Annotated in this window: 29 protein-coding genes and 1 pseudogene; 25 read left to right on the top strand and 5 right to left on the bottom strand. The window is 35.8% G+C overall.

The window, feature by feature from the left end; genetic code table 11:
* Positions 1-3 precede the first annotated feature (3 nt).
* From bfmBAB to CER22_RS02035, 13 genes are all read left to right on the top strand, one after another.
* Complete coding sequence (bfmBAB, locus tag CER22_RS02100) at positions 4-987, top strand: 3-methyl-2-oxobutanoate dehydrogenase subunit beta (RefSeq protein ID WP_000290073.1); 984 nt, start codon at positions 4-6, stop codon at positions 985-987.
* A 15-nt stretch (positions 988-1002) separates the two neighbouring features.
* Positions 1003-2331: a dihydrolipoamide acetyltransferase family protein gene (locus tag CER22_RS02095; protein ID WP_088608135.1), complete on the top strand. Its 1329-nt coding sequence runs from the start codon at positions 1003-1005 to the stop codon at positions 2329-2331.
* 340 nt (positions 2332-2671) lie between these two features.
* Positions 2672-3850, top strand: coding sequence for an FtsW/RodA/SpoVE family cell cycle protein (locus CER22_RS02085; protein WP_088123370.1), 1179 nt, complete (start codon positions 2672-2674; stop codon positions 3848-3850).
* Between the two features lie 107 nt (positions 3851-3957).
* Entirely contained in the window at positions 3958-4662 is a 705-nt protein-coding gene (locus CER22_RS02080) for a DUF421 domain-containing protein (RefSeq protein WP_088608134.1), read from the top strand.
* 70 nt (positions 4663-4732) lie between these two features.
* The gene (locus CER22_RS02075; protein ID WP_088608133.1) at positions 4733-5197 is read left to right on the top strand and encodes an NUDIX hydrolase; all 465 of its coding nucleotides are present in this window, start codon (positions 4733-4735) and stop codon (positions 5195-5197) included.
* Positions 5198-5318: 121 nt separating this feature from the next.
* Positions 5319-5726, top strand: coding sequence for a YjdF family protein (locus tag CER22_RS02070; protein ID WP_073516449.1), 408 nt, complete (start codon positions 5319-5321; stop codon positions 5724-5726).
* A gap of 143 nt (positions 5727-5869) precedes the next feature.
* Entirely contained in the window at positions 5870-6283 is a 414-nt protein-coding gene (locus CER22_RS02065; protein ID WP_162862814.1) for a BrxA/BrxB family bacilliredoxin, read from the top strand.
* Between the two features lie 252 nt (positions 6284-6535).
* Positions 6536-7315, top strand: coding sequence for a transporter substrate-binding domain-containing protein (locus CER22_RS02060; protein ID WP_088608132.1), 780 nt, complete (start codon positions 6536-6538; stop codon positions 7313-7315).
* Between the two features lie 36 nt (positions 7316-7351).
* Positions 7352-8011, top strand: a complete 660-nt coding sequence (locus CER22_RS02055; protein ID WP_088608131.1) for an amino acid ABC transporter permease — start codon at positions 7352-7354, stop codon at positions 8009-8011.
* A complete protein-coding gene (locus tag CER22_RS02050; protein ID WP_088608130.1) occupies positions 8004-8726 on the top strand; it encodes an amino acid ABC transporter ATP-binding protein in 723 nt (240 codons plus the stop codon). The genes CER22_RS02055 and CER22_RS02050 overlap by 8 nt, the downstream gene beginning before the upstream one ends.
* Before the next feature lie 100 nt (positions 8727-8826).
* Complete coding sequence (locus CER22_RS02045) at positions 8827-9795, top strand: aromatic acid exporter family protein (protein WP_000472675.1); 969 nt, start codon at positions 8827-8829, stop codon at positions 9793-9795.
* 15 nt (positions 9796-9810) lie between these two features.
* Positions 9811-10371, top strand: a complete 561-nt coding sequence (locus tag CER22_RS02040; protein ID WP_064474843.1) for a L,D-transpeptidase — start codon at positions 9811-9813, stop codon at positions 10369-10371.
* A gap of 133 nt (positions 10372-10504) precedes the next feature.
* The gene (locus CER22_RS02035) at positions 10505-10744 is read left to right on the top strand and encodes a DUF3894 domain-containing protein (RefSeq protein WP_000281162.1); all 240 of its coding nucleotides are present in this window, start codon (positions 10505-10507) and stop codon (positions 10742-10744) included.
* Positions 10745-10821: 77 nt separating this feature from the next.
* Here CER22_RS02035 and prli42 read toward each other — a convergent pair whose 3' ends face one another.
* Positions 10822-10914, bottom strand: a complete 93-nt coding sequence (gene prli42, locus CER22_RS32905) for a stressosome-associated protein Prli42 (RefSeq protein ID WP_000549038.1) — start codon at positions 10912-10914, stop codon at positions 10822-10824.
* A gap of 190 nt (positions 10915-11104) precedes the next feature.
* On the opposite strand from prli42, the gene CER22_RS02025 reads away from it, so the two are divergent.
* A complete protein-coding gene (locus tag CER22_RS02025; protein WP_142293419.1) occupies positions 11105-11650 on the top strand; it encodes a GNAT family N-acetyltransferase in 546 nt (181 codons plus the stop codon).
* A gap of 127 nt (positions 11651-11777) precedes the next feature.
* The gene (locus tag CER22_RS02020) at positions 11778-12896 is read left to right on the top strand and encodes a tripeptidase T (protein ID WP_048546358.1); all 1119 of its coding nucleotides are present in this window, start codon (positions 11778-11780) and stop codon (positions 12894-12896) included.
* A gap of 44 nt (positions 12897-12940) precedes the next feature.
* Here the strand turns inward: CER22_RS02020 and CER22_RS02015 are convergent, their stop codons facing one another.
* The gene (locus CER22_RS02015) at positions 12941-13141 is read right to left on the bottom strand and encodes a hypothetical protein (RefSeq protein ID WP_046956380.1); all 201 of its coding nucleotides are present in this window, start codon (positions 13139-13141) and stop codon (positions 12941-12943) included.
* 144 nt (positions 13142-13285) lie between these two features.
* Between CER22_RS02015 and CER22_RS02010 the strand changes: the two genes are divergently transcribed.
* Positions 13286-14524, top strand: a complete 1239-nt coding sequence (locus tag CER22_RS02010) for a DNA polymerase IV (RefSeq protein ID WP_088064378.1) — start codon at positions 13286-13288, stop codon at positions 14522-14524.
* Between the two features lie 90 nt (positions 14525-14614).
* Positions 14615-14749: pseudogene (locus tag CER22_RS02005) on the top strand (DNA polymerase IV); the annotation flags it as partial.
* A gap of 34 nt (positions 14750-14783) precedes the next feature.
* Here CER22_RS02005 and CER22_RS02000 read toward each other — a convergent pair.
* A complete protein-coding gene (locus CER22_RS02000; protein ID WP_000656495.1) occupies positions 14784-15035 on the bottom strand; it encodes a DUF3932 family protein in 252 nt (83 codons plus the stop codon).
* 189 nt (positions 15036-15224) lie between these two features.
* Between CER22_RS02000 and rnz the strand changes: the two genes are divergently transcribed.
* The 4 genes from rnz (at position 15225) to sdaAA (ending at position 18450) form a co-directional block, all read left to right on the top strand.
* Entirely contained in the window at positions 15225-16148 is a 924-nt protein-coding gene (rnz, locus tag CER22_RS01995; protein WP_088064377.1) for a ribonuclease Z, read from the top strand.
* A 553-nt stretch (positions 16149-16701) separates the two neighbouring features.
* Positions 16702-16848 (top strand): hypothetical protein, encoded by a 147-nt coding sequence (locus tag CER22_RS33575; protein WP_179194447.1) that lies wholly within the window; start codon positions 16702-16704, stop codon positions 16846-16848.
* A 45-nt stretch (positions 16849-16893) separates the two neighbouring features.
* On the top strand, positions 16894-17553 hold the full coding sequence (sdaAB, locus tag CER22_RS01985; protein WP_000877441.1) for an L-serine ammonia-lyase, iron-sulfur-dependent subunit beta: 660 nt from the start codon (positions 16894-16896) through the stop codon (positions 17551-17553).
* Between the two features lie 18 nt (positions 17554-17571).
* Positions 17572-18450, top strand: a complete 879-nt coding sequence (gene sdaAA, locus CER22_RS01980; RefSeq protein WP_000489470.1) for an L-serine ammonia-lyase, iron-sulfur-dependent, subunit alpha — start codon at positions 17572-17574, stop codon at positions 18448-18450.
* Positions 18451-18501: 51 nt separating this feature from the next.
* On the opposite strand, the gene proI is transcribed toward sdaAA, so the two are convergent.
* The gene (gene proI, locus CER22_RS01975; RefSeq protein ID WP_000027261.1) at positions 18502-19341 is read right to left on the bottom strand and encodes a pyrroline-5-carboxylate reductase ProI; all 840 of its coding nucleotides are present in this window, start codon (positions 19339-19341) and stop codon (positions 18502-18504) included.
* 165 nt (positions 19342-19506) lie between these two features.
* Between proI and CER22_RS01970 the strand changes: the two genes are divergently transcribed.
* Positions 19507-20460, top strand: coding sequence for an MBL fold metallo-hydrolase (locus CER22_RS01970; RefSeq protein ID WP_064474854.1), 954 nt, complete (start codon positions 19507-19509; stop codon positions 20458-20460).
* A 9-nt stretch (positions 20461-20469) separates the two neighbouring features.
* Positions 20470-21264 (top strand): SDR family NAD(P)-dependent oxidoreductase, encoded by a 795-nt coding sequence (locus tag CER22_RS01965; RefSeq protein WP_088608128.1) that lies wholly within the window; start codon positions 20470-20472, stop codon positions 21262-21264.
* A 29-nt stretch (positions 21265-21293) separates the two neighbouring features.
* Here the strand turns inward: CER22_RS01965 and CER22_RS01960 are convergent, their stop codons facing one another.
* On the bottom strand, positions 21294-21479 hold the full coding sequence (locus CER22_RS01960) for a YqzH family protein (protein WP_001003210.1): 186 nt from the start codon (positions 21477-21479) through the stop codon (positions 21294-21296).
* Positions 21480-21853: 374 nt separating this feature from the next.
* Between CER22_RS01960 and argC the strand changes: the two genes are divergently transcribed.
* A complete protein-coding gene (gene argC / locus CER22_RS01955; RefSeq protein ID WP_088064375.1) occupies positions 21854-22891 on the top strand; it encodes an N-acetyl-gamma-glutamyl-phosphate reductase in 1038 nt (345 codons plus the stop codon).
* A 10-nt stretch (positions 22892-22901) separates the two neighbouring features.
* Complete coding sequence (gene argJ / locus CER22_RS01950; protein WP_142293418.1) at positions 22902-24125, top strand: bifunctional glutamate N-acetyltransferase/amino-acid acetyltransferase ArgJ; 1224 nt, start codon at positions 22902-22904, stop codon at positions 24123-24125.
* Positions 24126-24128 lie beyond the last annotated feature (3 nt).

The raw sequence follows: 24128 nt of genomic DNA, 5'->3' as shown, positions 1-24128 counted from the left end.
TTCATGGCTGTAATGTCTTATATTGATGCTATTACATTAGCAATGCGCGAAGAAATGGAACGCGATGAGAAAGTATTTGTTTTAGGTGAAGATGTTGGTAAAAAAGGTGGCGTATTTAAAGCGACACACGGATTATATGATCAATTTGGTGAAGATCGTGCGCTTGATGCACCGCTTGCAGAATCTGCAATTGCTGGGGTAGCAATTGGTGCGGCAATGTATGGTATGCGTCCAATCGCTGAAATGCAGTTTGCTGATTTCATCATGCCAGCAGTAAACCAAATTGTTTCTGAGGCAGCAAAAATTCGTTATCGTTCTAATAACGATTGGACTTGTCCAGTTACAATTCGTGCGCCATTTGGCGGCGGTGTTCACGGTGCATTGTATCATTCACAATCTGTGGAAGCGATGTTTGCGAACCAACCAGGTTTAAAAATTGTCATTCCTTCTACACCGTATGATGCAAAAGGTTTATTAAAAGCAGCAATTCGTGATGAAGATCCAGTATTATTCTTTGAGCATAAGCGTGCATATCGCTTAATTAAAGGTGAAGTGCCAGAGGATGATTACGTATTACCAATCGGAAAAGCAGATGTAAAACGCGAAGGTGATGATATTACTGTTATCACGTACGGATTATGTGTTCACTTTGCTCTTCAAGCAGCTGAAAAGTTAGCGCAAGATGGCATCTCTGCACATGTTCTTGATTTACGTACTGTATATCCATTAGATAAAGAAGCAATCATTGAAGCAGCTTCTAAAACAGGTAAAGTTCTTCTTGTAACAGAGGACAATAAAGAAGGAAGTATTATAAGTGAAGTGGCAGCAATTATTGCTGAAAACTGTCTGTTTGATTTAGATGCGCCAATCGCACGTCTTGCAGGTCCAGACGTTCCAGCAATGCCATATGCACCAACAATGGAAAAATTCTTTATGGTAAATCCAGATAAAGTTGAAAAAGCAATGCGTGAACTTGCGGAATTTTAATCGGGGGGACTATACATGGCTGTAGAAAATATCACAATGCCTCAGCTCGGGGAGAGCGTTACAGAGGGTACAATTAGTAAATGGCTCGTTAATGTTGGCGATCATGTAAACAAGTATGATCCACTTGCAGAAGTAATGACTGATAAAGTAAATGCTGAAGTACCATCTTCTTTCACTGGTATTGTGAAAGAATTAATTGCTGGTGAAGGTGAGACGTTAGCTGTAGGTGAAGTAGTTTGTGTTATTCAAGTAGAAGGCGCAGATGAAGTAGCAGCGACAGCTGTTGAGGAAAAAACAAAAGAAGAACCAAAGTCAGAAGTAGCTACGTCTGAAAAAGCACCGAAGGCAAAACAGCCAACTGATGGAAAACCACGTTTTTCACCAGCTGTTTTAAAACTTGCAGGTGAGCATAATGTTGATTTAGATTTAGTAGAAGGTACGGGAGCAAATGGCCGTATCACTCGTAAAGATATTTTAAAGCTAGTGGAATCTGGAAATATTCCGCAAGCAGGTGCGAAGAAAGAGGAAGCGGTAGCAGCAGTAGTAGAAGCGCGTCCAGAAGCACGTCCAGAAGCACCAAAAGCAGCGCCAGTAGCACCAAAAGTAGAAGCTGCAAAACCAGTTTCTGTACCAACAATGCCTGGCGATATCGAAATTCCAGTAACAGGTGTGCGTAAAGCAATTGCAGCGAACATGTTACGTAGTAAACACGAAGCGCCACATGCTTGGATGATGATTGAAGTAGATGTGACAAACCTTGTGTCATACCGTAATTCAATTAAAGGTGATTTCAAAAAGCGCGAAGGCTTTAATTTAACGTTCTTTGCTTTCTTCGTAAAAGCAGTAGCGCAAGCGTTAAAAGAGTATCCTCAAATCAATTCAATGTGGGCTGGCGATAAGATCGTTCAGAAGAAAGATATTAACCTTTCTATCGCTGTTGCAACAGAGGACGAACTATTTGTACCAGTAATTAAACACGCGGATGAGAAGACGATTAAAGGTATCGCTCGTGAAATTACAGAGCTTGCAGGAAAAGTACGTACGAAATCGTTAAAAGCGGACGAAATGCAAGGTGGAACATTTACAATTAATAACACAGGATCATTCGGTTCTGTTCAATCTATGGGTATTATTAATTATCCACAAGCGGCTATTTTACAAGTTGAATCAATTGTAAAACGCCCAGTAATTATGGATAATGGTATGTTCGGTGCTCGCGACATGGTTAACTTATGTTTATCACTTGATCACCGTGTACTAGATGGCTTAATTTGTGGTAAGTTCTTAGGACGTGTAAAAGAAATTTTAGAAAATACGTCAGAAAATAATACATCTGTATATTAATAAAAAGCTCGCTTATGCGAGCTTTTTATCATCTTATTTCTTCATCTACATCCTACTATATGTATAATATCTTCCCCAGTAATCTTACAATGAACGATTATGTATTAGGAATTTATGAAAATACATTGCTGATATATGGTATATGGATATAAAATAAGAAAAGAATAATTTTTTTGGCAAATCTTACTGACGAAACTGTAGTATAATATATTGTATTGTATGAAAAAGAGAGTTATTCTATATAAGTGTTTTATAGATAATGTGTAATCAGTCGTCAAAACATGAAGAATGTTGACTCCTGGTTTTTTATTTTGCTGTAACAATGTTTCAGGAGGATGTCATGAAAAGAAGTACCGAGTTTCTAAAAAGTTTAGATGTAAAATTAATATTAATTTTGTTAGCATTATGTGTTACGAGTATAGCTGCTATATATAGCAGTCAGCAAACTGGACAATATGGGGCTGAGAATTTTGCTCTGAAACAAGGTGTTAACTACATAATTGGGATTGTAATGTTACTTCTTGTTGCAAGTGTTGATTCAGATCAGCTACAAAAACTATCTTGGCCATTGTATATTGCTACATTTGCTTCGATTATTTTGTTGAAGATATTACCAGTTTCAAACTTTACACCTGAAATACTTGGGGCGAAAAGATGGTTTAGGTTTCCGGTAATTGGATCTATTCAACCGTCGGAGTTTTTCAAAATTGCACTGGTTATGTTAGTAGCAAATTTAGCAGTAAAACATAATGCACAGTATATGGTTCGAACATTTAAAACAGACCTAATATTAATAGGAAAGGTAATGTTAGTAGCTATTCCTCCTACGGCTGTTGTATATAGCCAACCGGATACAGGTATGGTGTTCTTATATGCTGCTGCAATTGCATGTATTTTATTTATGTCAGGTATTCAGAAGAAATTGATAGCGTTATGTACAATTATTCCGGTGACCATAGTATCGGCGTTAATATTTATTTACGTAAGGTATGAGGATTTCTTCTTTAATAATTTAGTTACTTTACTAAAACCTCACCAACAATCACGTATTTTAGGTTGGTTAGATCCATTTGAACATACAGATCAAGGTTATCAAACACAGCAATCGATCTTAGCTGTAGGTAGTGGCGGTATGGAAGGGAAAGGATTTGGCGAAGGGAACGTCTATATCCCTGAGAAGCATACTGACTTTATTTTTGCTACAATTGCCGAAGAAGGTGGATTTATCGTAGCAGCGTTAGTTGTATTCTTGTTCCTATTACTACTATATCGAACAATTATTATCGGTTATTCTGCTGATAATTTATTCGGTACATTATTATGTGCTGGATCAATCGGAATATTAACGGTTCAAATATTCCAAAACATCGGTATGATCGTTGGATTAATGCCTGTAAAAGGGATTGCATTACCGTTCTTATCATATGGGGGAAGTTCCTTGTTCTCGAATATGATTATGATGGGTCTCATATTATCCGTACGAAAAACGTATAAAAAGTATATGTTTTCCGTCAAGTAAGAAAAGCTGATTCGTTTAAAAACGAATCAGCTTTTTTACATATATGCTCTTAAACGTTGCAAACTAAAACAAAGTAGCAGTTTGAGACGGGTAAGGAGTGCAAAGTGATGCATATGCATATTTTTGAAGGGGCACGGCATCTTTCCAATAGTGAATGGGTTATTCGGGCTATTATAGCATACATATTTTTAATATTAGTTGCGAAAGCGATGGGGCAAAGATCCATCGCGCAACTTCGTTTTTTAGATGTCGTATTAGTATTATTGCTTGGTGGAAATATTTCTAACGCATTATCTGATGAAAAAGTAGGATTACTCGGATCAATGATTACAACGTTCATACTCGTTGTACTTCACATTATAAGCTCAGTCTTAATGTTGAAATGGGATAGATGGAGACGCTTTTTAGAGCCAGCACCTATTATTCTTATACACAATGGTTCCATTGATTTTAGCAATTTGAAAAAAGCGAGAATTACGGTGGAATATTTATTTTCGGAACTTCGTATGCGAAATGTGAGTGATATTCAAAAGATTAAATTAGCATTATGGGAAGCGAACGGTGTCGTTTCTATATTTCAGTATCCAGAATATGAAGCAGTTTCGCGGCTTGATCTGAAAGTGGCGGGAAGAAGATCTCCAGTTTCTTTTGTATTAGTAAAGGACGGGAGGATTCAGCAAGATGTTCTAGCTTTAGTAGGAAAAACAGAAGAGTGGGCGAGAGAATTTCTAGAGAAAAACGCAGAAGTTGAATCCATTATGTTAGCTACAGTAGATGAAGCACATAAAATAAATATTTTGTTAAAAAAATGAAAAATATACGCATTTTGTCGTTTCATACATATGATACAATAGTGTGGACAACGAAAAAGGAGGCGATACGATGGGATATGTAGAAGAATTACGAAAAATAGTTGGTCATCGCCCTTTAATTTTAGTTGGTGCTGTTGTACTCGTTATAAATGAAAATGGGGATGTTTTATTACAGCAAAGAACAGAGCCTTACGGAAAATGGGGATTGCCTGGCGGATTAATGGAGCTTGGCGAATCACCAGAAGAAACAGCTTGCCGTGAAGTATATGAAGAGACAGGAATAGAAGTGAAGAACTTGCGATTAATTAATGTATTTTCGGGAGCGAATTATTTTACAAAACTAGCAAATGGTGATGAATTTCAATCCGTAACGACAGCCTATTATACGGATGAATATGAAGGGGAGTTTGTTATGAATAAAGAAGAAGCGGTTCAGCTTACATTCTTCCCACTAACAGAACTACCTGACTATATTGTAGGATCGCATAAAAAAATGATTACTGAATATATGAAAATTATGGAAAAAAAGATATAATATAATGAAAGAGATACAAAAACACAGTTCTGGTCGGTAGTCCAGACACATGATTTCATGTCAGTAACCTTCCCCTCCGGGATGTCCAGTATTTCTAATTTTTTTAAAGGAGGGGCTGTCAATGGATTTGACAGTATATCACGATGGTCAATTTTTCGTAGGAATTATTACGCATAAAGAAAAAGGAAAATTGTATGGAGCAAGGTATATTTTTGGAATGGAACCTTCAGATGAAGAAGTACTTATATTTGTGAATGGTCCAATGTTAGCATATTTCCAGCATGTTGCAAAATGCGGTGTGGAAGTGGAAGAAAAACAGCGTCCAAAAAATATAAAACGTATCATACGACAAGCGGCAAAAGAAGTAAATGTAAAGCGTTTTACTAAGGCACAAGAAGCGATTAGTTTATCTTATGAATTGTATAAACAAGAAAAGAAAGTGCAGTCTAAAGAGAAGCGAGAAGCTGAAAAACAAAGAAGACGTTTAATTAAAGTACAAAAAGCAAAGCAAAAGCATCGTGGCCATTAAAAAAAGGTGTTAGAGCAAGGGCTCTAACACCTTTTCTATGCCGAAATACAAGTAAACTTACTTGTATTTCATAAACATTAACTGGTAAGATACAAATAGATAGTTTTAGAGGAGGGAAAAGATTGATTAATTTTAACTTTTTTATGAATGATGTTGTCCGCCAAGCGCGTGAAGAGATTGTCTCTGCTGGATATACAGAATTGACGACGCCGGAAGCAGTAGAAGAAGCGTTTAAAAGAAATGGAACAACACTTGTAATGATAAACTCTGTATGTGGTTGTGCAGGTGGTATTGCTCGTCCTGCTGCTGCGCATTCCGTACATTATGATAAACGTCCTAACCATCTTGTAACGGTGTTTGCAGGTCAAGATAAAGAAGCGACAGCAACAGCTCGTGAATATTTCGAAGGATATCCACCTTCTTCTCCATCATTCGCTTTATTAAAAGATGGAAAAATTGTAACGATGGTAGAACGTCATGAAATTGAAGGTCATGAACCAATGCAAGTTATTGCAAAACTACAATCTTATTTCGAAGAGAATTGTGAAGAACTATAAATATAAGCGAAAAGGCGGTACGTCCACAATGAAGTGGATGTACCGCCTTTTTTTATTTAGTATTAAAATTTATGGGACATGCATAGTTTTGTTGTTTTATGCAATATTTTATACATAACAAATGGTGTTTGTATTGATGTTTTATTTATTTTTATTTTATATATTGCATAAAAATTAAAGTGCTGATACAATACAAACATCGAATAAATATTCTATTAAACTTTTAAATATACATTATTAGGGGGAAGAAAGATGAAGAAGTTGTTATCAATATCGTTTGCACTTATTTTAATTGTAAGTATGTTCAGTGCTTGTAGTAATGGGGAAGAAAAGGCTACTGGAAAAAATAAGAAAGTAATGGTTATGGGGACTTCAGCAGATTATAAACCATATGAATACGTAGAAGCTTCAAAAAGTGATGAAATTATCGGCTTTGATGTTGATGTTGCTAAATATATCGGAAAAGAACTTGGTTATGAAGTGAAAGTGAAAGATATGGATTTTGGTGGTTTATTAGCATCCCTTAGCTCAGGAAAAGTTGATTTCGTAATGGCAGGTATGACGCCAACGGCAGAGCGTAAAAATAATGTTGATTTCACAGATATATATTTTGTTGCGAAAAACATGGTCGTTTCTAAAAAGGATTCTAATATTCAATCTGTAGAGGATTTAAAAGGGAAAAAAGTAGGGGTACAAACAGGATCTATCCAAGAAGAGAAAGCAGCAGAATTTAAAAAACAAGTAGATTTCAAAGTTGAGGGACGTGACCGTATACCAGAAATCGTACAAGAAATTAAAGCTGGTCGTTTTGACGCTGCAATTATAGAAGACACAGTTGCTAAAAATTATTTAGAAAAAATGAAAGAATTACAAGGAATTGAAATTAAAGAAGCACCAGAAGAAGTAGGAGCAGCAATTGCCCTTCCGAAAAACAGTGATAAAACAGCAGAATTTAATAAAGTAATTAAAAAAATGCAAGAAAATGGAGAAATGGATAAATTAGTGAAGAAATGGTTTGGCAGCGAAAAATAAGCTGCCTTTCACTTTTCTGTGAGGGGAATGAAAAGAATGAACTTAGATTTTTCGGCGATTACGCCTTCGATACCATATATACTAAAAGGCCTAGAAGTTACTTTAAAAATTGTAGCAGTATCAGCGTTAGTTGGGTTTATTTTAGGAACGTTATTAGCGCTTTGCAAAATTGCTAGAATACGAGTATTAAATATAGCGGCAGATTTTTATACATCAATTTTCCGTGGTACACCACTTGTATTGCAATTAATGATTATTTATTTCGGTGTCCCGCAAATAATTGGTTATGAAATACCAGCATTCGTAGCAGCTGTATTAGCATTTAGCTTAAATTCAGGTGCATATATGTCAGAGGTAATTCGTGCCGGCATTCAAGCGGTTGATAAAGGACAAACAGAAGCAGCGATGGCTTTAGGAATTCCTTACGGGAAAATGATGCGAAATATCATTTTCCCTCAAGCATTAAAAAATATATTACCAGCGCTTGTGAACGAGTTTGCGACACTTACGAAAGAATCGGCTGTAGTAACAGTAATAGGAGCGACCGATTTAATGCGCCGTGCTTACATTGTAGGCGGTGAAACGTTTAAATATCTTGAACCATTACTTTTTGTTGGACTCATTTATTATATGCTAGTCATTATTCTTACATTAGTCGGGAAGGCAATTGAAGGGAGAATGAAGAAAAGTGATTAAAATTGAAAACCTTCATAAATCATTTGGAAAAAACGAAGTATTAAAAGGGATTACAACAACGATTGAAAAAGGGGAAGTAGTAGCAATTATTGGACCGTCTGGATCAGGGAAATCAACATTTTTACGTTGTATGAATGTGCTAGAAGCACCGACAAATGGTCACATTTGGATTGGAACAGAAGAAGTAACGAATCCGAAAACGAATATTATGCACGTTCGTGAAAATGTCGGAATGGTATTTCAGCATTTTCACCTATTTCCTCATATGACTGTATTCGAAAATATTACGTATGCTCCTATCAATGTAAAAGGAGTAACGAAACAAGAAGCTGACAAGAAAGCCGAGAAACTTTTAGAAAAGGTCGGTTTATTAGATAAAAAAGATACGTATCCCAATCGTCTTTCGGGAGGACAAAAGCAACGTGTAGCAATTGCGAGAGCGTTAGCGATGGAACCAGAAGTTATGTTATTTGATGAACCAACATCAGCACTAGATCCAGAGATGGTAAAAGAAGTGTTAGAAGTTATGAAATCATTAGTTACGACAGGAATGACAATGGTGATTGTTACACATGAAATGGGATTTGCAAAAGAAGTAGCAGATCGTGTTCTCTTTTTAGATGGTGGAAAGCTTGTAGAAGATAGCGCGCCAACAGAATTTTTTGTAGCACCGAAAAGTGAACGTGCGCAACAATTTTTACAAAAAATATTGTAATATGTAAAGGTTGCGTGAATAATAAGTAGAAAAGGATGACATTGTGTCATCCTTTTTTTATACTAACTGTAAATACGTTTATACATATAGGAGCAGTGCTATGTTCAAAATTGGATACCGTACAGTAAAAACAGCAATAGGGACAGGCGCAGCCGTTTTTATTGCGCAGTTATTAGGATTAGAATTTTATAGTTCAGCGGGCATTTTAGTTATATTATGTGTACAAAATACGAAACGTAAATCACTTCAAGTGTCGTTACATCGTTTTTTAGCTTGTGTATTATCAATGGTATTCGCTTTTTGTATTTTTGAAACAATTGGATATACACCACTTGCAATTAGTATATTATTACTTACATTTATTCCGACTGCAGTTATGCTTAAAATTCAAGAAGGTATTGTCACAAGTTCAGTTATTGTGATGCATCTATATTCATTGAAACAAATTACATGGCTTATTGTTGGGAATGAAATTGCGATATTAACGATAGGAATTAGCGTGGCTTTATTAGTGAATATGTATATGCCAAGTAGTGAAAATAAGCTAAAAGAGTATCAGGATACAATAGAAAGTAATTTTAAAACAATTTTGTTTGAAATGGTCGTGTATTTACGAAACAGAGAAAGTAGCTGGAGCGGGGCAGAACTTATTGAAACTGAAAATATGCTAAATGAAGCAAGGGATTTATCGTTTAAGAAACTTGAGAATGCATTTATGCGAGAAGATGGCTATTACTATCGTTATTTTAATATGCGCATGCAACAATTCGAAATTTTAGAACGGATGATACCATTAGCAGCTTCTTTATCATGGACATATGAACAAGCTGATATGATTGCGGATGTGGTTGAAAACATTGGAAATGCTATTAGCCCTGAGAGTACTGGGGTTATTTCCTTAAGACAGCTTCAAGAAATGAGAGAATTATTTAGAGACATGCCATTGCCCGTTACACGTGAAGAATTTGAGATACGTGCGAAGCTTGTTCAACTTGTGTATGAAATGGAACAATATTTACTCATTAAAAGCCGTTTTAAGGGAAAGGATAATATAAAAGAACTTATATAGAAGGTAGGAATTATTATGCCGTATCTTCTCTCTTTCATATTATGTCTTTCTTTATCGCCTATTTGGCCTCTTGGTGACAATCCACGTGCTGGAGATCCTTTTATTATTGTAAATAAAGCGACGAATAAACTAGCTTATATTGACGATGGAAAGATTCAAAAGGTTTTTCCAGTAGCGACAGGGAAAACAAATGAATTAACTCCAGAGGGAACTTTTGATGTTGTAATGAAAGCAAAGGATCCGTATTATATTGCGAAGGATATTCCAGGTGGGTCACCGAAAAATCCACTTGGGTCAAGGTGGATTGGATTTAATGCAAGAGAAACTGATGGAAGTAAATATGGAATACATGGAACAAACCAACCTAGTTCAATTGGAAAGTATATTTCACAAGGATGTATAAGAATGAAGAAAAACGATGTGGAATATTTATTTGACCGCATTCCAATTGGAACGAAAGTATGGATTGTGAAGTCGAAAAAATCATTTCAGCAATTGGCAAAACAAAAAGGAGCCATTGCATATGAAAAAGCCAACGAAAAGGTTGGCTTTTTCTACTGTAATAAGTTGTCTTGACATGTGTACATAACCATGAGTTAATGAGAGTATAGAAAGATAAAGTGAAACTTTAATCAGTGGGATGTTTTTTACCCGCGGATTATCAGCCCTCACCAATCGGGATAAAAAATTAGATAAAGGGGTTGCTCATATGTACTTGAATCCAAAAATTTCGTATATGCAATTTTTTATGGGATTTCTATTTGTTATTACATTCATATTGGCAACTTTTAATATATGTTCTTATCTTGTAGCAATTGTATGTATGGCATTACTCAATCTTACTTTTGTTATTGGAGCATTTCAGCAGAAACAATATACAAGTTTTATAACAGCACTTGTAATGTCATTCTCCTTTAGTATTGTAGCGATTGTGCTTTATATAAAATAAACCATCTCGATATCGAGATGGTTTATTTTATTATGTTATGTGTAAAAAGTAAAAAAAGGACGAACACATCGTCCTTTTTACCAAAACATACTTGCGCCAGCAAGTAATGTTGTTACAAGCATAGAAATTAGCATTACATAAATCATAACTTTTTGAGCTTTTTTATGCATCGTTAAGCCTCCTTGCAAATCAGTACAATATTATTGTAACGAGAAATGATATTGTGGACAAGGGGAGAGAAGTGACAAAATTCGAGAAGTGCGTGTAAAGTATAACAGGAAATTTGTATGTATGTAGAGAATATATAATTAATGATAGAGTATAAGTTTTTTGTTATGCAAGCTGAAGAATGGAGATACGATGATGAAAATATATGAAACAAATCGTTTACATTTAAGGGAAATTGATGAGTCGTATGCTGAAAAAGTTCTTCAATATTACGACAGAAATCGTGAATTTTTAAAAGCTTGGGAAGAGTATAGACCGGATGATTTTTTTACGTTAGATTATCAGAAGAAAAAGTTACAAAAGGATAGAAAAGAGTTTGCAGAAGGTAAAATCATCAGGCTTTGGATTTTTAAAAAGGGTGATGATACGAAAATAATTGGATGTATTTCATTTAATTTAATTGTTCGCGGAATTTATCAATCTTGTGTACTCGGCTATAAATTAGATAAGGCAGAGTTGAACAAAGGTTATACGACAGAAGCGCTTAGAAAATCGATTCAAGTTGCTTTTGAGGAATTTCAGTTACATCGTATAGAAGCACCGATTATGCCACGAAATTTAGCATCTATACAAGTAGTGACGAAGATAGGCTTTCAATATGAGGGCGTGTCTAGGAAAATGTTAATGGTTAATGGAGTATGGGAAGATCATATGCGCTGGGTATTGTTAAATGAGTAATAGAAAGCAGATGGTTATCTAGACATATAAACCGTCTGTTTTTTGTCTTGTATTTCGAAACTTTTGCGAAATTCTGTTATAATTAATAGTGTTACATACATAATGGTAGTGCAGGAGGCGCAGTCTTATGATTAATCAAGAACGTTTAGTAAATGAATTTATGGAATTAGTACAAGTAGATTCTGAAACGAAATTTGAAGCAGAAATTTGTAAAGTATTAACAAAGAAGTTTACAGATTTAGGTGTAGAAGTATTTGAAGATGACACAATGGCTGTTACTGGGCATGGTGCAGGTAATTTAATTTGTACTTTACCAGCAACAAAAGATGGTGTTGATACAATTTACTTTACTTCTCATATGGATACAGTAGTTCCTGGTAATGGAATTAAGCCTTCTATTAAAGATGGATATATCGTATCAGATGGTACTACGATTTTAGGTGCGGATGATAAAGCTGGATTAGCATCAATGTTCGAAGCAATTCGTGTTTTAAAAGAGAAAAACATCCCTCATGGTAAAATTGAATTTATTATTACAGTTGGAGAAGAATCTGGTCTTGTTGGTGCAAAAGCATTAGATCGTGAGCGCATTACAGCGAAATACGGTTACGCATTAGATAGCGATGGAAAAGTTGGTGAAATCGTTGTTGCAGCTCCAACACAAGCGAAAGTGAATGCAATTATTCGTGGGAAAACAGCTCATGCTGGTGTAGCACCAGAAAAAGGTGTATCTGCAATTACTATCGCAGCGAAAGCAATTGCGAAGATGCCACTTGGTCGTATTGATTCTGAAACAACTGCAAATATTGGACGTTTTGAAGGTGGTACACAAACAAATATCGTTTGCGATCATGTACAAATCTTTGCAGAAGCGCGTTCTTTAATCAATGAAAAAATGGAAGCACAAGTTGCGAAAATGAAAGAAGCATTTGAAACAACTGCAAAAGAAATGGGTGGTCATGCAGACGTTGAAGTAAACGTTATGTACCCAGGATTTAAATTTGCTGAGGGCGATCACGTTGTAGAAGTTGCAAAACGTGCAGCTGAAAACATTGGTCGTACACCTTCTCTTCACCAAAGTGGTGGCGGAAGTGATGCAAACGTAATTGCAGGACACGGTATTCCAACAGTTAACTTAGCGGTTGGTTATGAAGAAATTCATACAACAAACGAAAAGATTCCTGTTGAAGAATTAGCGAAAACAGCAGAATTAGTTATAGCAATTATTGAAGAAGTAGCGAAGTAATGTAATAGAAAAAGCGTGTAAATCACAATTGATTTACACGCTTTTTATTTTGATTCGATTGCTTTTACAAGGCGGATCAGCCAATACAAGAAAATCCATGGCAATATATAAGTTGTTGCTATATGTACTAGACGAGGGAAGAATCCAAATGTATTAAAGTTGAAAATAGGAAGCAGTAAATAATTAATGGCTATGATTAATATAATCACAAGGAACGTATAGTTGAGTTTATTAGTTGATTTCATCATAATCACCCCTTTTTGTAATTTGATACATTTTATGTAAATTGTATCAAATCTATGAAAGGAAAAGAACAAGTAATTATTATAACTATTATGCAAAATTTGATATAATGAAAGAACGAACGTTCTGATTAGGGAGTGAGTACTATGCGAGAAATGTATCCGAAAAATGGTCGTGTTATTTTGCATGTAGATATGAATTGTTTTTTCGCATCTGTTGAAATTGCTCATGACCCATCATTACAAGGGAAGCCGTTAGCAGTTGCTGGAAATGAAAAAGAAAGAAAAGGAATTATTATAACATGTAGTTATGAGGCAAGAGACTATGGAATACGTACAACGATGCCTCTTTGGGAAGCAAAAAGGTTATGCCCGCAATTAGTTGTAATGCGTCCTAATTTTACATTATATCGTGAAGCTTCATTTCAAATGTTTCAAATTCTTTCACGTTTTACGGAAAAAATACAACCAGTCTCTATAGATGAGGGGTATTTAGATATTACAGATTGCTACGCACTCGGTTCACCTCTTGAAATAGCAAAGATGATTCAGCAGGCGTTATTAACAGAGTTACAGCTTCCGTGTAGCATCGGAATTGCTCCTAACCTTTTCCTAGCAAAAACAGCTTCTGATATGAAAAAGCCTCTCGGTATTACCGTGCTTCGAAAACGAGATATTCCAGAAATGATTTGGCCACTTCCAGTTGAAGCAATGCATGGAATTGGAGAAAAAACAGCTGAAAAATTAAATGATATTCATATACAAACAATTGAGCAGTTAGCAAAAGGAAACGAACATATCATTCGCGCTAAAATTGGAAAGCATGGCGTTGATTTACAAAGGCGGGCAAAAGGTATGGATGATAGGGAAGTTGACCCGAGTCAAATGGGACAACATAAAAGTGTCGGTAATTCGATGACTTTTTCAAAGGATATGGATGAAGAGAAAGAATTACTTGATATGTTAGAACGGCTATCAAAATCAGTGAGTAAAAGATTACAAAAGCGAACTCTTGTCAGCTATAATATTCAAATTATGATTAAATATCATGATAGGCGGACAGTAACACGGAGTAAGCAATTGAAAAATGCGATTTGGGAAGAACGAGATATTTTTCAGGCAGCATCTCGTTTATGGAAGCAACATTGGGACGGTGATTCTGTTCGTTTACTAGGTGTTACAGCCACTGAAATAGAGTGGAAGACAGAATCGGTGAAACAATTAGATTTGTTTTCATTTGAAGAAGATGCGAAAGAAGAGCCGCTACTTGCTGTCATCGATCAAATTAATGATAAGTATGGAATGCCGATTTTACAACGAGGTAGTCAATTATTACGTAAGCAAGAAAAGTCTTTTCAGCAAAAATTAGAAAATAAGTTTATGTAGAAGGTGTCATGAAGCTGTAAATATCATGACACCTTTTATTTTTACAATTAACTATGAAATTTTTTACTATAAAGTTTTTATAGAAAATAAATTGTTTCTTTTGCACTACAAGCAAAAGAATTATTTAATAAATCAAGTGAAAGGATAAATTTAGATGAGTTTGATCAAAGTATGTATACAAATTTTTTGACGGAATATGACGATTTGCTAAATAAGTATAAATAAAAAAAGCACTGTAACCAGTGCTTTTTATTATAGATTATGAGATTGTAGCATTTTCAAAAATAACAATTTCTGAACTGTTTGTTGTTGAAACGCGTTGTGCGTAATATGTTAAAGCTGAAGAAATATATGTTGGTAATGAATCATTTGTATGTGTTGTTGTATATTCATGGATTAATTCTTTCAAAGTCGTCCATTCTAATTGTGCTGGGTGATCAGAAACGAAAGAACTTACCCAGCGATCAAATGAAGATGAAAAATCAGTTTGTAAACGAAATGCTTCTTTCATAATAAAACGCTCCCTTAAAATGTAGTATAATCATTTTAACATAAAACACGAACGATTACTAAGTTTTTTGAGTATAACGTTCGTGATATATAGTTGTCTAGATGATCGGTTATGTAAATTCGATTTGCCATTTGAAATAACATTCCGTAAGATGAAAGGTAGATTATATAAAGAGCTGGAGGAAAGAAAGTGGAATTTGTATTTTTAGGAACTGGTGCAGGTGTTCCTTCGAAAGGAAGGAACGTTTCGGCAATTGCTTTGCAATTGTTAGAAGAACGAGGACAGACTTGGTTATTTGATTGTGGCGAGGCGACGCAACATCAAATATTACATACATCAGTACGCCCACGCCGCATTGAAAAAATATTTATTACGCATTTACATGGTGATCATATTTTTGGCTTGCCTGGTTTATTAGGAAGCCGTTCATTTCAAGGAGGGACTACACCTTTAACAGTGTATGGACCAAAAGGAATTAAACAATTTATTGAAGTGGCATTATCAGTAAGTACGACACATGTAAAATACCCACTTGAAATTGTGGAGATAATAGAAGAAGGTACTGTATTTGAAGATAATGAATTTCACGTGGAAACGAAAAGATTGTCACATGGTATTGAATGTTTTGGGTATCGTATTGTAGAGAAAGATATACAAGGTGCTCTTTTAGTCGATAAATTACTGGAGATGGGTGTGAAACCTGGCCCGCTCTTTAAACGTTTAAAAGATGGAGAAGTAGTTGAATTAGAAAATGGTACGATACTAAATGGAAAAGACTTTATTGGTCCACCTCAAAAGGGAAGAATTATTACCATTTTAGGTGATACAAGATATTGTGAAGCGAGTAGAGAGCTGGCACAAGACGCTGACGTACTTGTTCATGAAGCCACTTTTGCAGCAGAGGATGAACAACAAGCATATGATTATTTTCATTCTACATCTAAGCAAGCTGCGAGTATTGCACTTCAGGCAAATGCAAAACGATTAATATTGACTCATATTAGTTCTCGTTATCAAGGAGATACATATAAGGAATTATGGAAAGAGGCAAGAGAGCTATTTTCTAATACAGAAATAGCTACGGATTTGAAATCATTTCCAGTAGATAGATAATAATGGTGTGAAAAAATGGTGACGAAAGGTTGCCATTTTTTTATTTCTAAAAAAAATTTAAAATAAAACTGTTATCATTTTATGTTTATATTGGATGAAACAGAAAGTTTTAATGATGTGAAGAAATAGGATAAAAATACATAGTACCGATTGTTTAGAGAAACTGTTATATAAGTCAGACGACATACGAGTGGTACAAATAGCAAAAACGGATCGTTATTCAGAACTTTTAAAATTTATTAAAAGTAAGCGTTTTATTAAAAACAAGATATAATGAGGGCAGATTATAATTTATTGTAGGCTACATGCGTTTTAGCCATTTGTCGTAACAAGTGGAGTTGACTAAATCGTGAGAGGGAAACATGAGAATTATAAATAAGAAGGATATTACTATTATTTGTACTAAGTCTTTTTTCATTTTTTAGCTTTAAAGCACTAAAAGGTATGAAAGCAATGGGAGTTTCACTTGTTTATGCTATGCTTGTAAGGGGTTCTGTGTTAAACTTTGGATTGCTACAAGACTTTATTGTGGATTAGCTTATATGATTAGTAAATGAAGGTAATGCTAAGTTTCTTATTTATTATGATAATTGGTATTATTTCAGGATATATTGTTTCACTGTTATTCAAAAACTATCCAATTCGTATAGCGGAACAAATTCGTCGTACAACTGGAAAAGCAACCGATTCGGTAGCTTAATAGAATAGTAAAAAATTTTTGCACAGAGGTTTAGGGGGAGTTATGATGAAGTATCGCTCAGTATTTGATATTATTGGTCCAGTTATGATTGGTCCATCAAGTTCACATACAGCAGGCGCAGCAAGAATGGGGCAAGTTGCTCGCCAGCTGTTTCGTCATGAACCAGAAAGAGTAAGCATTTCATTATATGGATCATTTGCAAAGACGTATCGTGGGCATGGTACAGATGTAGCGTTAATAGGTGGGATATTAGGGTTTGAAACAGATGACTTACGTATTCCAGAAGCGCTAGACATAGCAAAAGAGCGCAAAATCGAAGTAGAATTTATTGAAGAAGATGCAAATGCACCTCACCCAAATACAGCGAGAATTCGTTTGTATAAAGGTGAAGAAGAAATTGAAGTTGTTGCTTGCTCAATTGGTGGCGGTAAAATTGAAGTTGTAGAATTAAACGGATTCGATCTTCAATTAACAGGCACGAGTCCAGCACTACTTATTGTAAATAACGATCGCTTCGGTGCTATTGCAGCAGTAGCTTCAATCCTTGCGAAACATGAAATTAACATTAGTACAATGAGTGTTTCTCGTAAAGAAAAAGGAAGAAGAGCGCTTATGGTTATCGAAACAGATGAATTATTAGCAGATGAAGTGATTGAAGAAATAAACGCGCAACAAAATATTTGTCAAGTAACTATTATGGAATAATTGCAGGGGGGACACACCATGTTTCGGAACGCAGCGGAACTAGTGGCGCAAGCTAAAGAACAAAATGTAAAAATCGCAGAAATTATGATTCAATGTGAAATGAAAACAAGAAGTATTTCACGTGAAGAAGTAATTGCTGGTATGGAAAAGAACTTAGTCGTGATGGAGCAAGCAGTAGAACGTGGTATTCGCGGAGTGAAATCACCAACTGGTTTAACTGGCGGAGATGCTGTAAAAGTTCAGGCGTATATGAATAGCGGAAAAGGCTTATCTGGAGATACGATTTTGGACGCGGTGAGTAAAGCTGTTGCAACAAATGAAGTAAACGCAGCGATGGGAATTATTTGTGCAACACCAACAGCAGGGTCTGCTGGAACAGTGCCAGGTGTACTGTTTGCACTGCAAGAAAAATTACAGCCGACACGCGAAGAGATGATCGAATTTTTATTTACAGCAGGAGCTTTCGGTATGGTTGTTGCGAATAATGCTTGTATTTCCGGCGCGGCAGGAGGTTGCCAAGCTGAAGTAGGTTCAGCAAGTGGAATGGCAGCAGCAGCAGCAGTTGAGATGGCTGGTGGAACACAAGATCAAGCAGCTACAGCGATGGCGATTTCATTAAAGAATATGCTTGGTTTAGTATGTGATCCTGTTGCAGGGCTTGTAGAAGTACCTTGTGTAAAACGTAATGCAGCAGGAGCTGCGAATGCGATGATTTCAGCTGATTTAGCATTAGCTGGCGTAACGAGTACAATTCCATGTGATGAAGTGATTGAGGCGATGTTTAGAATCGGACAAACGATGCCAGTAGCACTTCGTGAAACAGCTGAAGGTGGACTTGCAGCAACACCAACTGGTCGCCGTCTGCAAGAAGAGATTTTTGGGAAGACTAATAACTAAACAATATATGTTAATAAAAAAATGGAGCTCAAGTAAGATTGAGCTCCATTTTTATTTTTCTTTTGTTAGTTGTTCTAATGTTTTCCCAAGATTATGTGATCGTTGTGTAGCCTGTGTAATACAAGAAATAAGTGCTTGTTGAAATTTATGTTCTTGTAATACTTCAATGCCTGCTTCGGTCGTTCCGCCAGGAGAAGTAATTTCCTTTCGCAAAACAGAAGGGTGTTTTTCACTTGCTTTTAGCATTTCAGCAGCACCAATCATCGTCTGAAGAATAAGTGACTTTGCAACATCTTCTTTTAAGCCAATTGTTTTTGCGGCTTCTTCCATCGCTTCCACTACGTAATAAATATAAGCAGGCCCACTTCCAGATAATGCAGTGACAGCATGCATATCTTCTTCCTCTACAACAGAGACGAGACCGATCGTTTCAAATAAAGCTATGGCAGTCTGAATATGTTCCGCTGTTGCATGTTTTGAAGGCGAGATAGCAGTAGCTGATTTTAAAATAGCTGCAGATGTATTTGGCATCGCACGAATAATCGGAACATCTTTTTGAAGTAGGTTTCTAATCGAGTGAGTAGAAACACCTGCTAATAAGGAAATAATAAGCAGGTTATTATGTATATCTTCTTTAAAAGGAGTAAGCGCTTCTGCAACATCCTTTGGTTTCATTGCTAGAAAAAGAATAGTTGTATCAGTAAGTAGCTCTTTTTTATTATGCGTACCTTTTACGCCATATTTTTTATGTAGCTCCTGCAATCTTGTCTCGTTAGAACGATTACTTACGGTAATTTGTTCGCCTTTCACAACATTTGCATGTAACAAGCCACCAATAATAGCTTCAGCAATAGAGCCTGCACCGAGAAAGGAAATGTTTTGAATAGACATGATGTTCCTCCTTTAAATTTGGTTAGAAATTCTTATAAATGTACATACATTCGTTTTTTTACAGGAAACACCTCTTTTTATCTGAAAATAATGACAAATATATATAGAAGTTGTAAACTGAAGAAGTATTCATTTTTGAACCGGAAAGAGACAGGGGGGCTAAGCATGACGGCGATTCACCGAATGGAGATTCCTGTGCCATTTGCAGTTGAAACTGTGAATGTGTTTTTAGTTGAGGGGGAGACATTAACATTAATTGATACAGGGACGAATACAGAAGAGGCAAGAAGTGCTTTAGAAAGGCAATTAGGTACATTAGGATATGCGATAGAAGATATTAAAACAGTAGTCATTACGCATCATCATGCGGATCATTGTGGGCTTTTAAATATATTTTCTGAGAAAACGAACATTATTGGACATCCTTGGAATGAGCCTTGGATCACGCAAAATCCAGAATTTTTAAAGTGGTATCATGAGTTTTTTAGAGAGACAGCTTTGCAATTTGGTGTTCCAGCGGCATTTTTGAAGGACGAGGCGTTATTGACGACGAAGACACTTAAATATTCTTGTAATAGATCGTTAACGCATACTGTGAGAGAGGGAGATCGTATTGATTCTTTACCTGGGTTTACAGTAATCGAAACACCAGGTCATGCTTCCACTCATATTTCATTATATAGAGAATCTGATGGAATATTAATTGGCGGGGATGCTCTCATTAGCCATATTTCTTCGAATCCCATATTAGAACCACCATATGAAGGACAAACAGAAAGGGCGCGCCCGTTATTACAATATAATCAAACATTAAAGCGTTTAAGTGAAATGAATATTTCGCGCATTTTATCAGGACATGGAGAAGATGTTCTAAATGTGAAACAACTTATTGAAACGAGATTACAAAAGCAAGAAACACGTGCGTTTAAAGTGCTTGAGTTATTAAAGGAAAAACCAATGACAGCATTTGAAGTATGTGTAAAACTATTTCCGGTATTATATAAGGAGCAATTGCCGCTTACTATTTCAGAAACTGTTGGACAATTAGACTTTTTAGCATATAATCAACAAGTGATGATTGATGAATCTTCGCAACAATTGATTTATTATGCAAAGTAGGTGACAGCAATGACGGGACGTTTACAAGATAAAGTAATCGTCATTACAGGTGCTTCTAGTGGAATTGGAGAGCAAGTTGCAATGCAAGTTGCAGAGCAGGGGGCGACTCCAGTATTAATGGCTAGAACAGAAGAGAAATTAAAAGCGTTAGCAGAGAAAATTAAAGAAACTTATAATACGCCTTGCTATTATTATGTATTAGATGTAAGTGAAGAGATGGAAGTACAATCTGTTTTTTCAAAGGTATTACAAGAAGTGGGACGTATTGATATATTAGTAAACAATGCGGGATTTGGTATTTTTAAAACATTTGAAGATGCGTCAATGGATGAAGTGAAAGGTATGTTCCAAGTAAATGTATTTGGATTAGTAGCTTGTACGAAAGCGGTACTACCCTATATGGTGAAAAGGAACGAAGGACATATTATTAATATTGCTTCACTTGCTGGGAAAATTGCAACTCCAAAATCGAGTGCGTATGCAGCGACGAAACATGCAGTATTAGGATTTACGAATAGTTTACGCATGGAGTTGTCTAGTACAAATATTTTCGTAACAGCGATTAATCCAGGTCCGATAGATACAAACTTTTTTGAAATAGCGGATCAATCCGGTACATATGTGAAAAATATGGGACGGTACATGTTAAAACCAACATATGTAGCAGAGCAGATCGTAAAATCGATGCAAACGAAAAAGCGTGAAGTAAACTTACCGAAGTGGATGGGCATTGGTCCGAAACTTTATGCACTATTCCCAGGTTTATTTGAGCGTGTTGCAGGTAAATCATTAAATAAAAAATAGGAGATTTCCATATGGAAATCTCCTATTTTTTATTTTCCAGTCACATAATCGTAAACGATATCCTCAACTGCCTCGTATACATCAATTTCAGTATTTGAATGAATTATCGTTTGAATATGTTTAATAAGCATTTCCTGATCCTCATTTGACATAGGATTACATTGATATTGCTGAAAACTTTTTATAATCATTTTCTCAATTAATTTCTCATTCATGTTTTTCCCCGCCTGTATGTATACATGTATTGTTTTACCCGGCATTAACGGGCAGTAAAACCCCCACCTTAAAATTCGGCTAGAGCAAAGAAGTTAGGTGGGAGATCGACTGCCCCTAAACGCCCGATTGGTTCAACTAATAATCAGGGAGGATGAACAAAACCCCACTGATTATAGTTTCACTTTATTGTACTTGAAGTGAAATGAAAAAACTACTATACACTATTTGTGTATAAAAATTCTATTGTGTATATTGTTTTTCTAGTAAAATTAAGTTTTTTAAGTTTGTAAAATTTATAAATATTTAATTGACTCTATAAATATACAATATTATAATCATACTTAATTTAAAGAATTGATATGAGGAGGAGCATATGAAAGTCGCGATTATTGGAGCAACTGGGTATGGAGGTATTGAGTTAATTCGGTTATTAGAGCAACATCCATATTTTTCGATAGCATCTCTTCATTCTTTTTCGCAAGTTGGTGAGTGTATAACAAATGTATATCCGCATTTTCAAAATGTTCTTGTTCATACGTTACAAGAAATTGATGCGGAAGAAATAGTGAAAGAAGCAGAAATTGTATTTTTGGCAACCCCAGCAGGAGTATCAGCAGAGCTAACTCCAAAATTATTAGCAGTAGGTTTAAAAGTAATTGACCTATCTGGAGACTTTCGTATGAAAGATCCTTTCATATATGAACAGTGGTATAAAAGGACAGCTGCAAAAGAAGCAGTTCTTAGTAAAGCTGTATATGGGTTAAGTGAATGGAAAAGGTCCGAGATTCAAAATGCAAATTTAATTGCAAACCCAGGATGCTTTGCTACAGCTGCATTATTAGCGGTATTGCCGTTAGTTCGTAGCGACATAATTGAAGAAGATTCCATTATTATTGATGCGAAATCAGGAGTATCTGGAGCAGGCAAAACGCCAACGACAATGACTCACTTTCCTGAGTTATACGATAACCTGCGTATTTATAAAGTAAATGAGCATCAACATGTTCCTGAGATTGAGCAAATGCTCGCGGAGTGGAATAGGGAAACGAAGCCAATCACGTTTAGTACACATTTAATACCGATATCACGGGGAATTATGGTTACACTTTATGCGAAAGTAAAACGAGAAATGGAAATAGGGAAACTTCAAAAATTATATGAAGAAACGTATGAACAATCGCCTTTCATTCGAATTCGTACGCAAGGAGAGTTTCCAAGTCCGAAAGAAGTGAGGGGCTCAAATTATTGTGATATGGGGATAGCTTACGATGAAAGAACCGGAAGAGTGACAGTCGTTTCTGTTATAGACAATATGATGAAAGGTGCGGCTGGGCAAGCGATTCAAAATGCAAATATAGTAGCGGGACTAGAAGAAACAACAGGTTTACAGCATATGCCGCTTTATTTATAAGGGGGACATGATGATTAAAGTAGAGTCTATTACAAAATTAGATAATGGTTCAATTGTAACGCCAAAAGGCTTTTCGGCAGTCGGTACTGCAAATGGTTTGAAAAAAGACAAAAAGGATTTAGGTGTAATCATTTGTGAAGTGCCAGCATCATGTGCTGCCGTTTATACAACGAATCAAATACAAGCAGCTCCCCTGCAAGTAACGAAAGACAGTATAACAGCTGAGGGGAAATTGCAGGCAATTATCGTCAATAGTGGAAATGCAAATGCTTGTACAGGAATGAAAGGGTTACAAGATGCTTACGAGATGCGTGCATTAGGAGCGGAACATTTTGGATTGAAAGAAAATTACGTTGCAGTAGCTTCAACAGGTGTAATTGGTGTCCCTTTACCGATGGATATAATCCGAAAGGGAATTGCAACTCTTATCCCGACGAAGGAAGAAAGTGAAGCTCATTCTTTTTCTGAAGCAATCTTAACGACGGATCTTATAACGAAAGAAACTTGCTATGAAATGATGATTGATGGGAAGAAAGTGACGATTGCTGGTGTTGCGAAAGGTTCAGGGATGATTCATCCAAATATGGCGACGATGCTAAGTTTTATTACGACAGACGCTCATATAGAGCATGACGTATTACAAACAGTATTATCACAAATAACGAATCGTACATTTAATCAAATTACGGTAGATGGAGATACTTCTACGAATGATATGGTCATCGTTATGGCAAGTGGATTATCAGAAACGAAACCAATCAATATGGAACATGCAGATTGGGAAACTTTCGTATTTGCTTTACAGAAGGTATGTGAAGATTTAGCGAAAAAAATCGCACAAGATGGTGAGGGCGCTACGAAGTTAATAGAAGTAAATGTGTTAGGAGCTCGAACGAATGAAGAGGGAAAGAAAATTGCAAAGCAAATAGTCGGTTCGAGTCTTGTGAAAACAGCAATACATGGTGAAGACCCAAATTGGGGGCGAATTATTAGCAGTATTGGACAAAGTGAAGTCACGATTAACCCAAATACAATTGATATTACTCTTCAATCTATTACGGTGCTGAAAAATAGTGAACCTCAAATGTTTTCTGAAGAGGAAATGAAAAAGAAATTAAAAGAACATGAAATTATGATTGATGTGTATTTACATTTAGGAGAAGAGACAGGATCAGCTTGGGGCTGTGACTTAAGCTATGAATATGTGAAAATAAACGCTTGTTATCGTACATAAGGA

Source organism: Bacillus sp. K2I17, assembly GCF_002209985.1.
Classification (GTDB): Bacteria; Bacillota; Bacilli; order Bacillales; family Bacillaceae_G; genus Bacillus_A; species Bacillus_A wiedmannii.
This window is presented reverse-complemented; position numbering and strand designations above follow the sequence as displayed.

Excerpts from the sequence above, each read along its gene's own strand:
- bfmBAB (WP_000290073.1), top strand. The coding sequence starts at position 4 with ATGGCTGTAATGTCTTATATTGATGCTATTACATTAGCAATGCGCGAA.
- CER22_RS02095 (WP_088608135.1), top strand. The coding sequence starts at position 1,003 with ATGGCTGTAGAAAATATCACAATGCCTCAGCTCGGGGAGAGCGTTACA.
- CER22_RS02085 (WP_088123370.1), top strand. The coding sequence starts at position 2,672 with ATGAAAAGAAGTACCGAGTTTCTAAAAAGTTTAGATGTAAAATTAATA.
- CER22_RS02080 (WP_088608134.1), top strand. The coding sequence starts at position 3,958 with ATGCATATGCATATTTTTGAAGGGGCACGGCATCTTTCCAATAGTGAA.
- CER22_RS02075 (WP_088608133.1), top strand. The coding sequence starts at position 4,733 with ATGGGATATGTAGAAGAATTACGAAAAATAGTTGGTCATCGCCCTTTA.
- CER22_RS02070 (WP_073516449.1), top strand. The coding sequence starts at position 5,319 with ATGGATTTGACAGTATATCACGATGGTCAATTTTTCGTAGGAATTATT.
- CER22_RS02065 (WP_162862814.1), top strand. The coding sequence starts at position 5,870 with ATGAATGATGTTGTCCGCCAAGCGCGTGAAGAGATTGTCTCTGCTGGA.
- CER22_RS02060 (WP_088608132.1), top strand. The coding sequence starts at position 6,536 with ATGAAGAAGTTGTTATCAATATCGTTTGCACTTATTTTAATTGTAAGT.
- CER22_RS02055 (WP_088608131.1), top strand. The coding sequence starts at position 7,352 with ATGAACTTAGATTTTTCGGCGATTACGCCTTCGATACCATATATACTA.
- CER22_RS02045 (WP_000472675.1), top strand. The coding sequence starts at position 8,827 with ATGTTCAAAATTGGATACCGTACAGTAAAAACAGCAATAGGGACAGGC.
- CER22_RS02040 (WP_064474843.1), top strand. The coding sequence starts at position 9,811 with ATGCCGTATCTTCTCTCTTTCATATTATGTCTTTCTTTATCGCCTATT.
- CER22_RS02035 (WP_000281162.1), top strand. The coding sequence starts at position 10,505 with ATGTACTTGAATCCAAAAATTTCGTATATGCAATTTTTTATGGGATTT.
- prli42 (WP_000549038.1), bottom strand. The coding sequence starts at position 10,914 with ATGCATAAAAAAGCTCAAAAAGTTATGATTTATGTAATGCTAATTTCT.
- CER22_RS02025 (WP_142293419.1), top strand. The coding sequence starts at position 11,105 with ATGATGAAAATATATGAAACAAATCGTTTACATTTAAGGGAAATTGAT.
- CER22_RS02020 (WP_048546358.1), top strand. The coding sequence starts at position 11,778 with ATGATTAATCAAGAACGTTTAGTAAATGAATTTATGGAATTAGTACAA.
- CER22_RS02015 (WP_046956380.1), bottom strand. The coding sequence starts at position 13,141 with ATGAAATCAACTAATAAACTCAACTATACGTTCCTTGTGATTATATTA.
- CER22_RS02010 (WP_088064378.1), top strand. The coding sequence starts at position 13,286 with ATGCGAGAAATGTATCCGAAAAATGGTCGTGTTATTTTGCATGTAGAT.
- CER22_RS02000 (WP_000656495.1), bottom strand. The coding sequence starts at position 15,035 with ATGAAAGAAGCATTTCGTTTACAAACTGATTTTTCATCTTCATTTGAT.
- CER22_RS33575 (WP_179194447.1), top strand. The coding sequence starts at position 16,702 with ATGAAGGTAATGCTAAGTTTCTTATTTATTATGATAATTGGTATTATT.
- sdaAB (WP_000877441.1), top strand. The coding sequence starts at position 16,894 with ATGAAGTATCGCTCAGTATTTGATATTATTGGTCCAGTTATGATTGGT.
- sdaAA (WP_000489470.1), top strand. The coding sequence starts at position 17,572 with ATGTTTCGGAACGCAGCGGAACTAGTGGCGCAAGCTAAAGAACAAAAT.
- proI (WP_000027261.1), bottom strand. The coding sequence starts at position 19,341 with ATGTCTATTCAAAACATTTCCTTTCTCGGTGCAGGCTCTATTGCTGAA.
- CER22_RS01970 (WP_064474854.1), top strand. The coding sequence starts at position 19,507 with ATGACGGCGATTCACCGAATGGAGATTCCTGTGCCATTTGCAGTTGAA.
- CER22_RS01965 (WP_088608128.1), top strand. The coding sequence starts at position 20,470 with ATGACGGGACGTTTACAAGATAAAGTAATCGTCATTACAGGTGCTTCT.
- CER22_RS01960 (WP_001003210.1), bottom strand. The coding sequence starts at position 21,479 with ATGAATGAGAAATTAATTGAGAAAATGATTATAAAAAGTTTTCAGCAA.
- argC (WP_088064375.1), top strand. The coding sequence starts at position 21,854 with ATGAAAGTCGCGATTATTGGAGCAACTGGGTATGGAGGTATTGAGTTA.
- argJ (WP_142293418.1), top strand. The coding sequence starts at position 22,902 with ATGATTAAAGTAGAGTCTATTACAAAATTAGATAATGGTTCAATTGTA.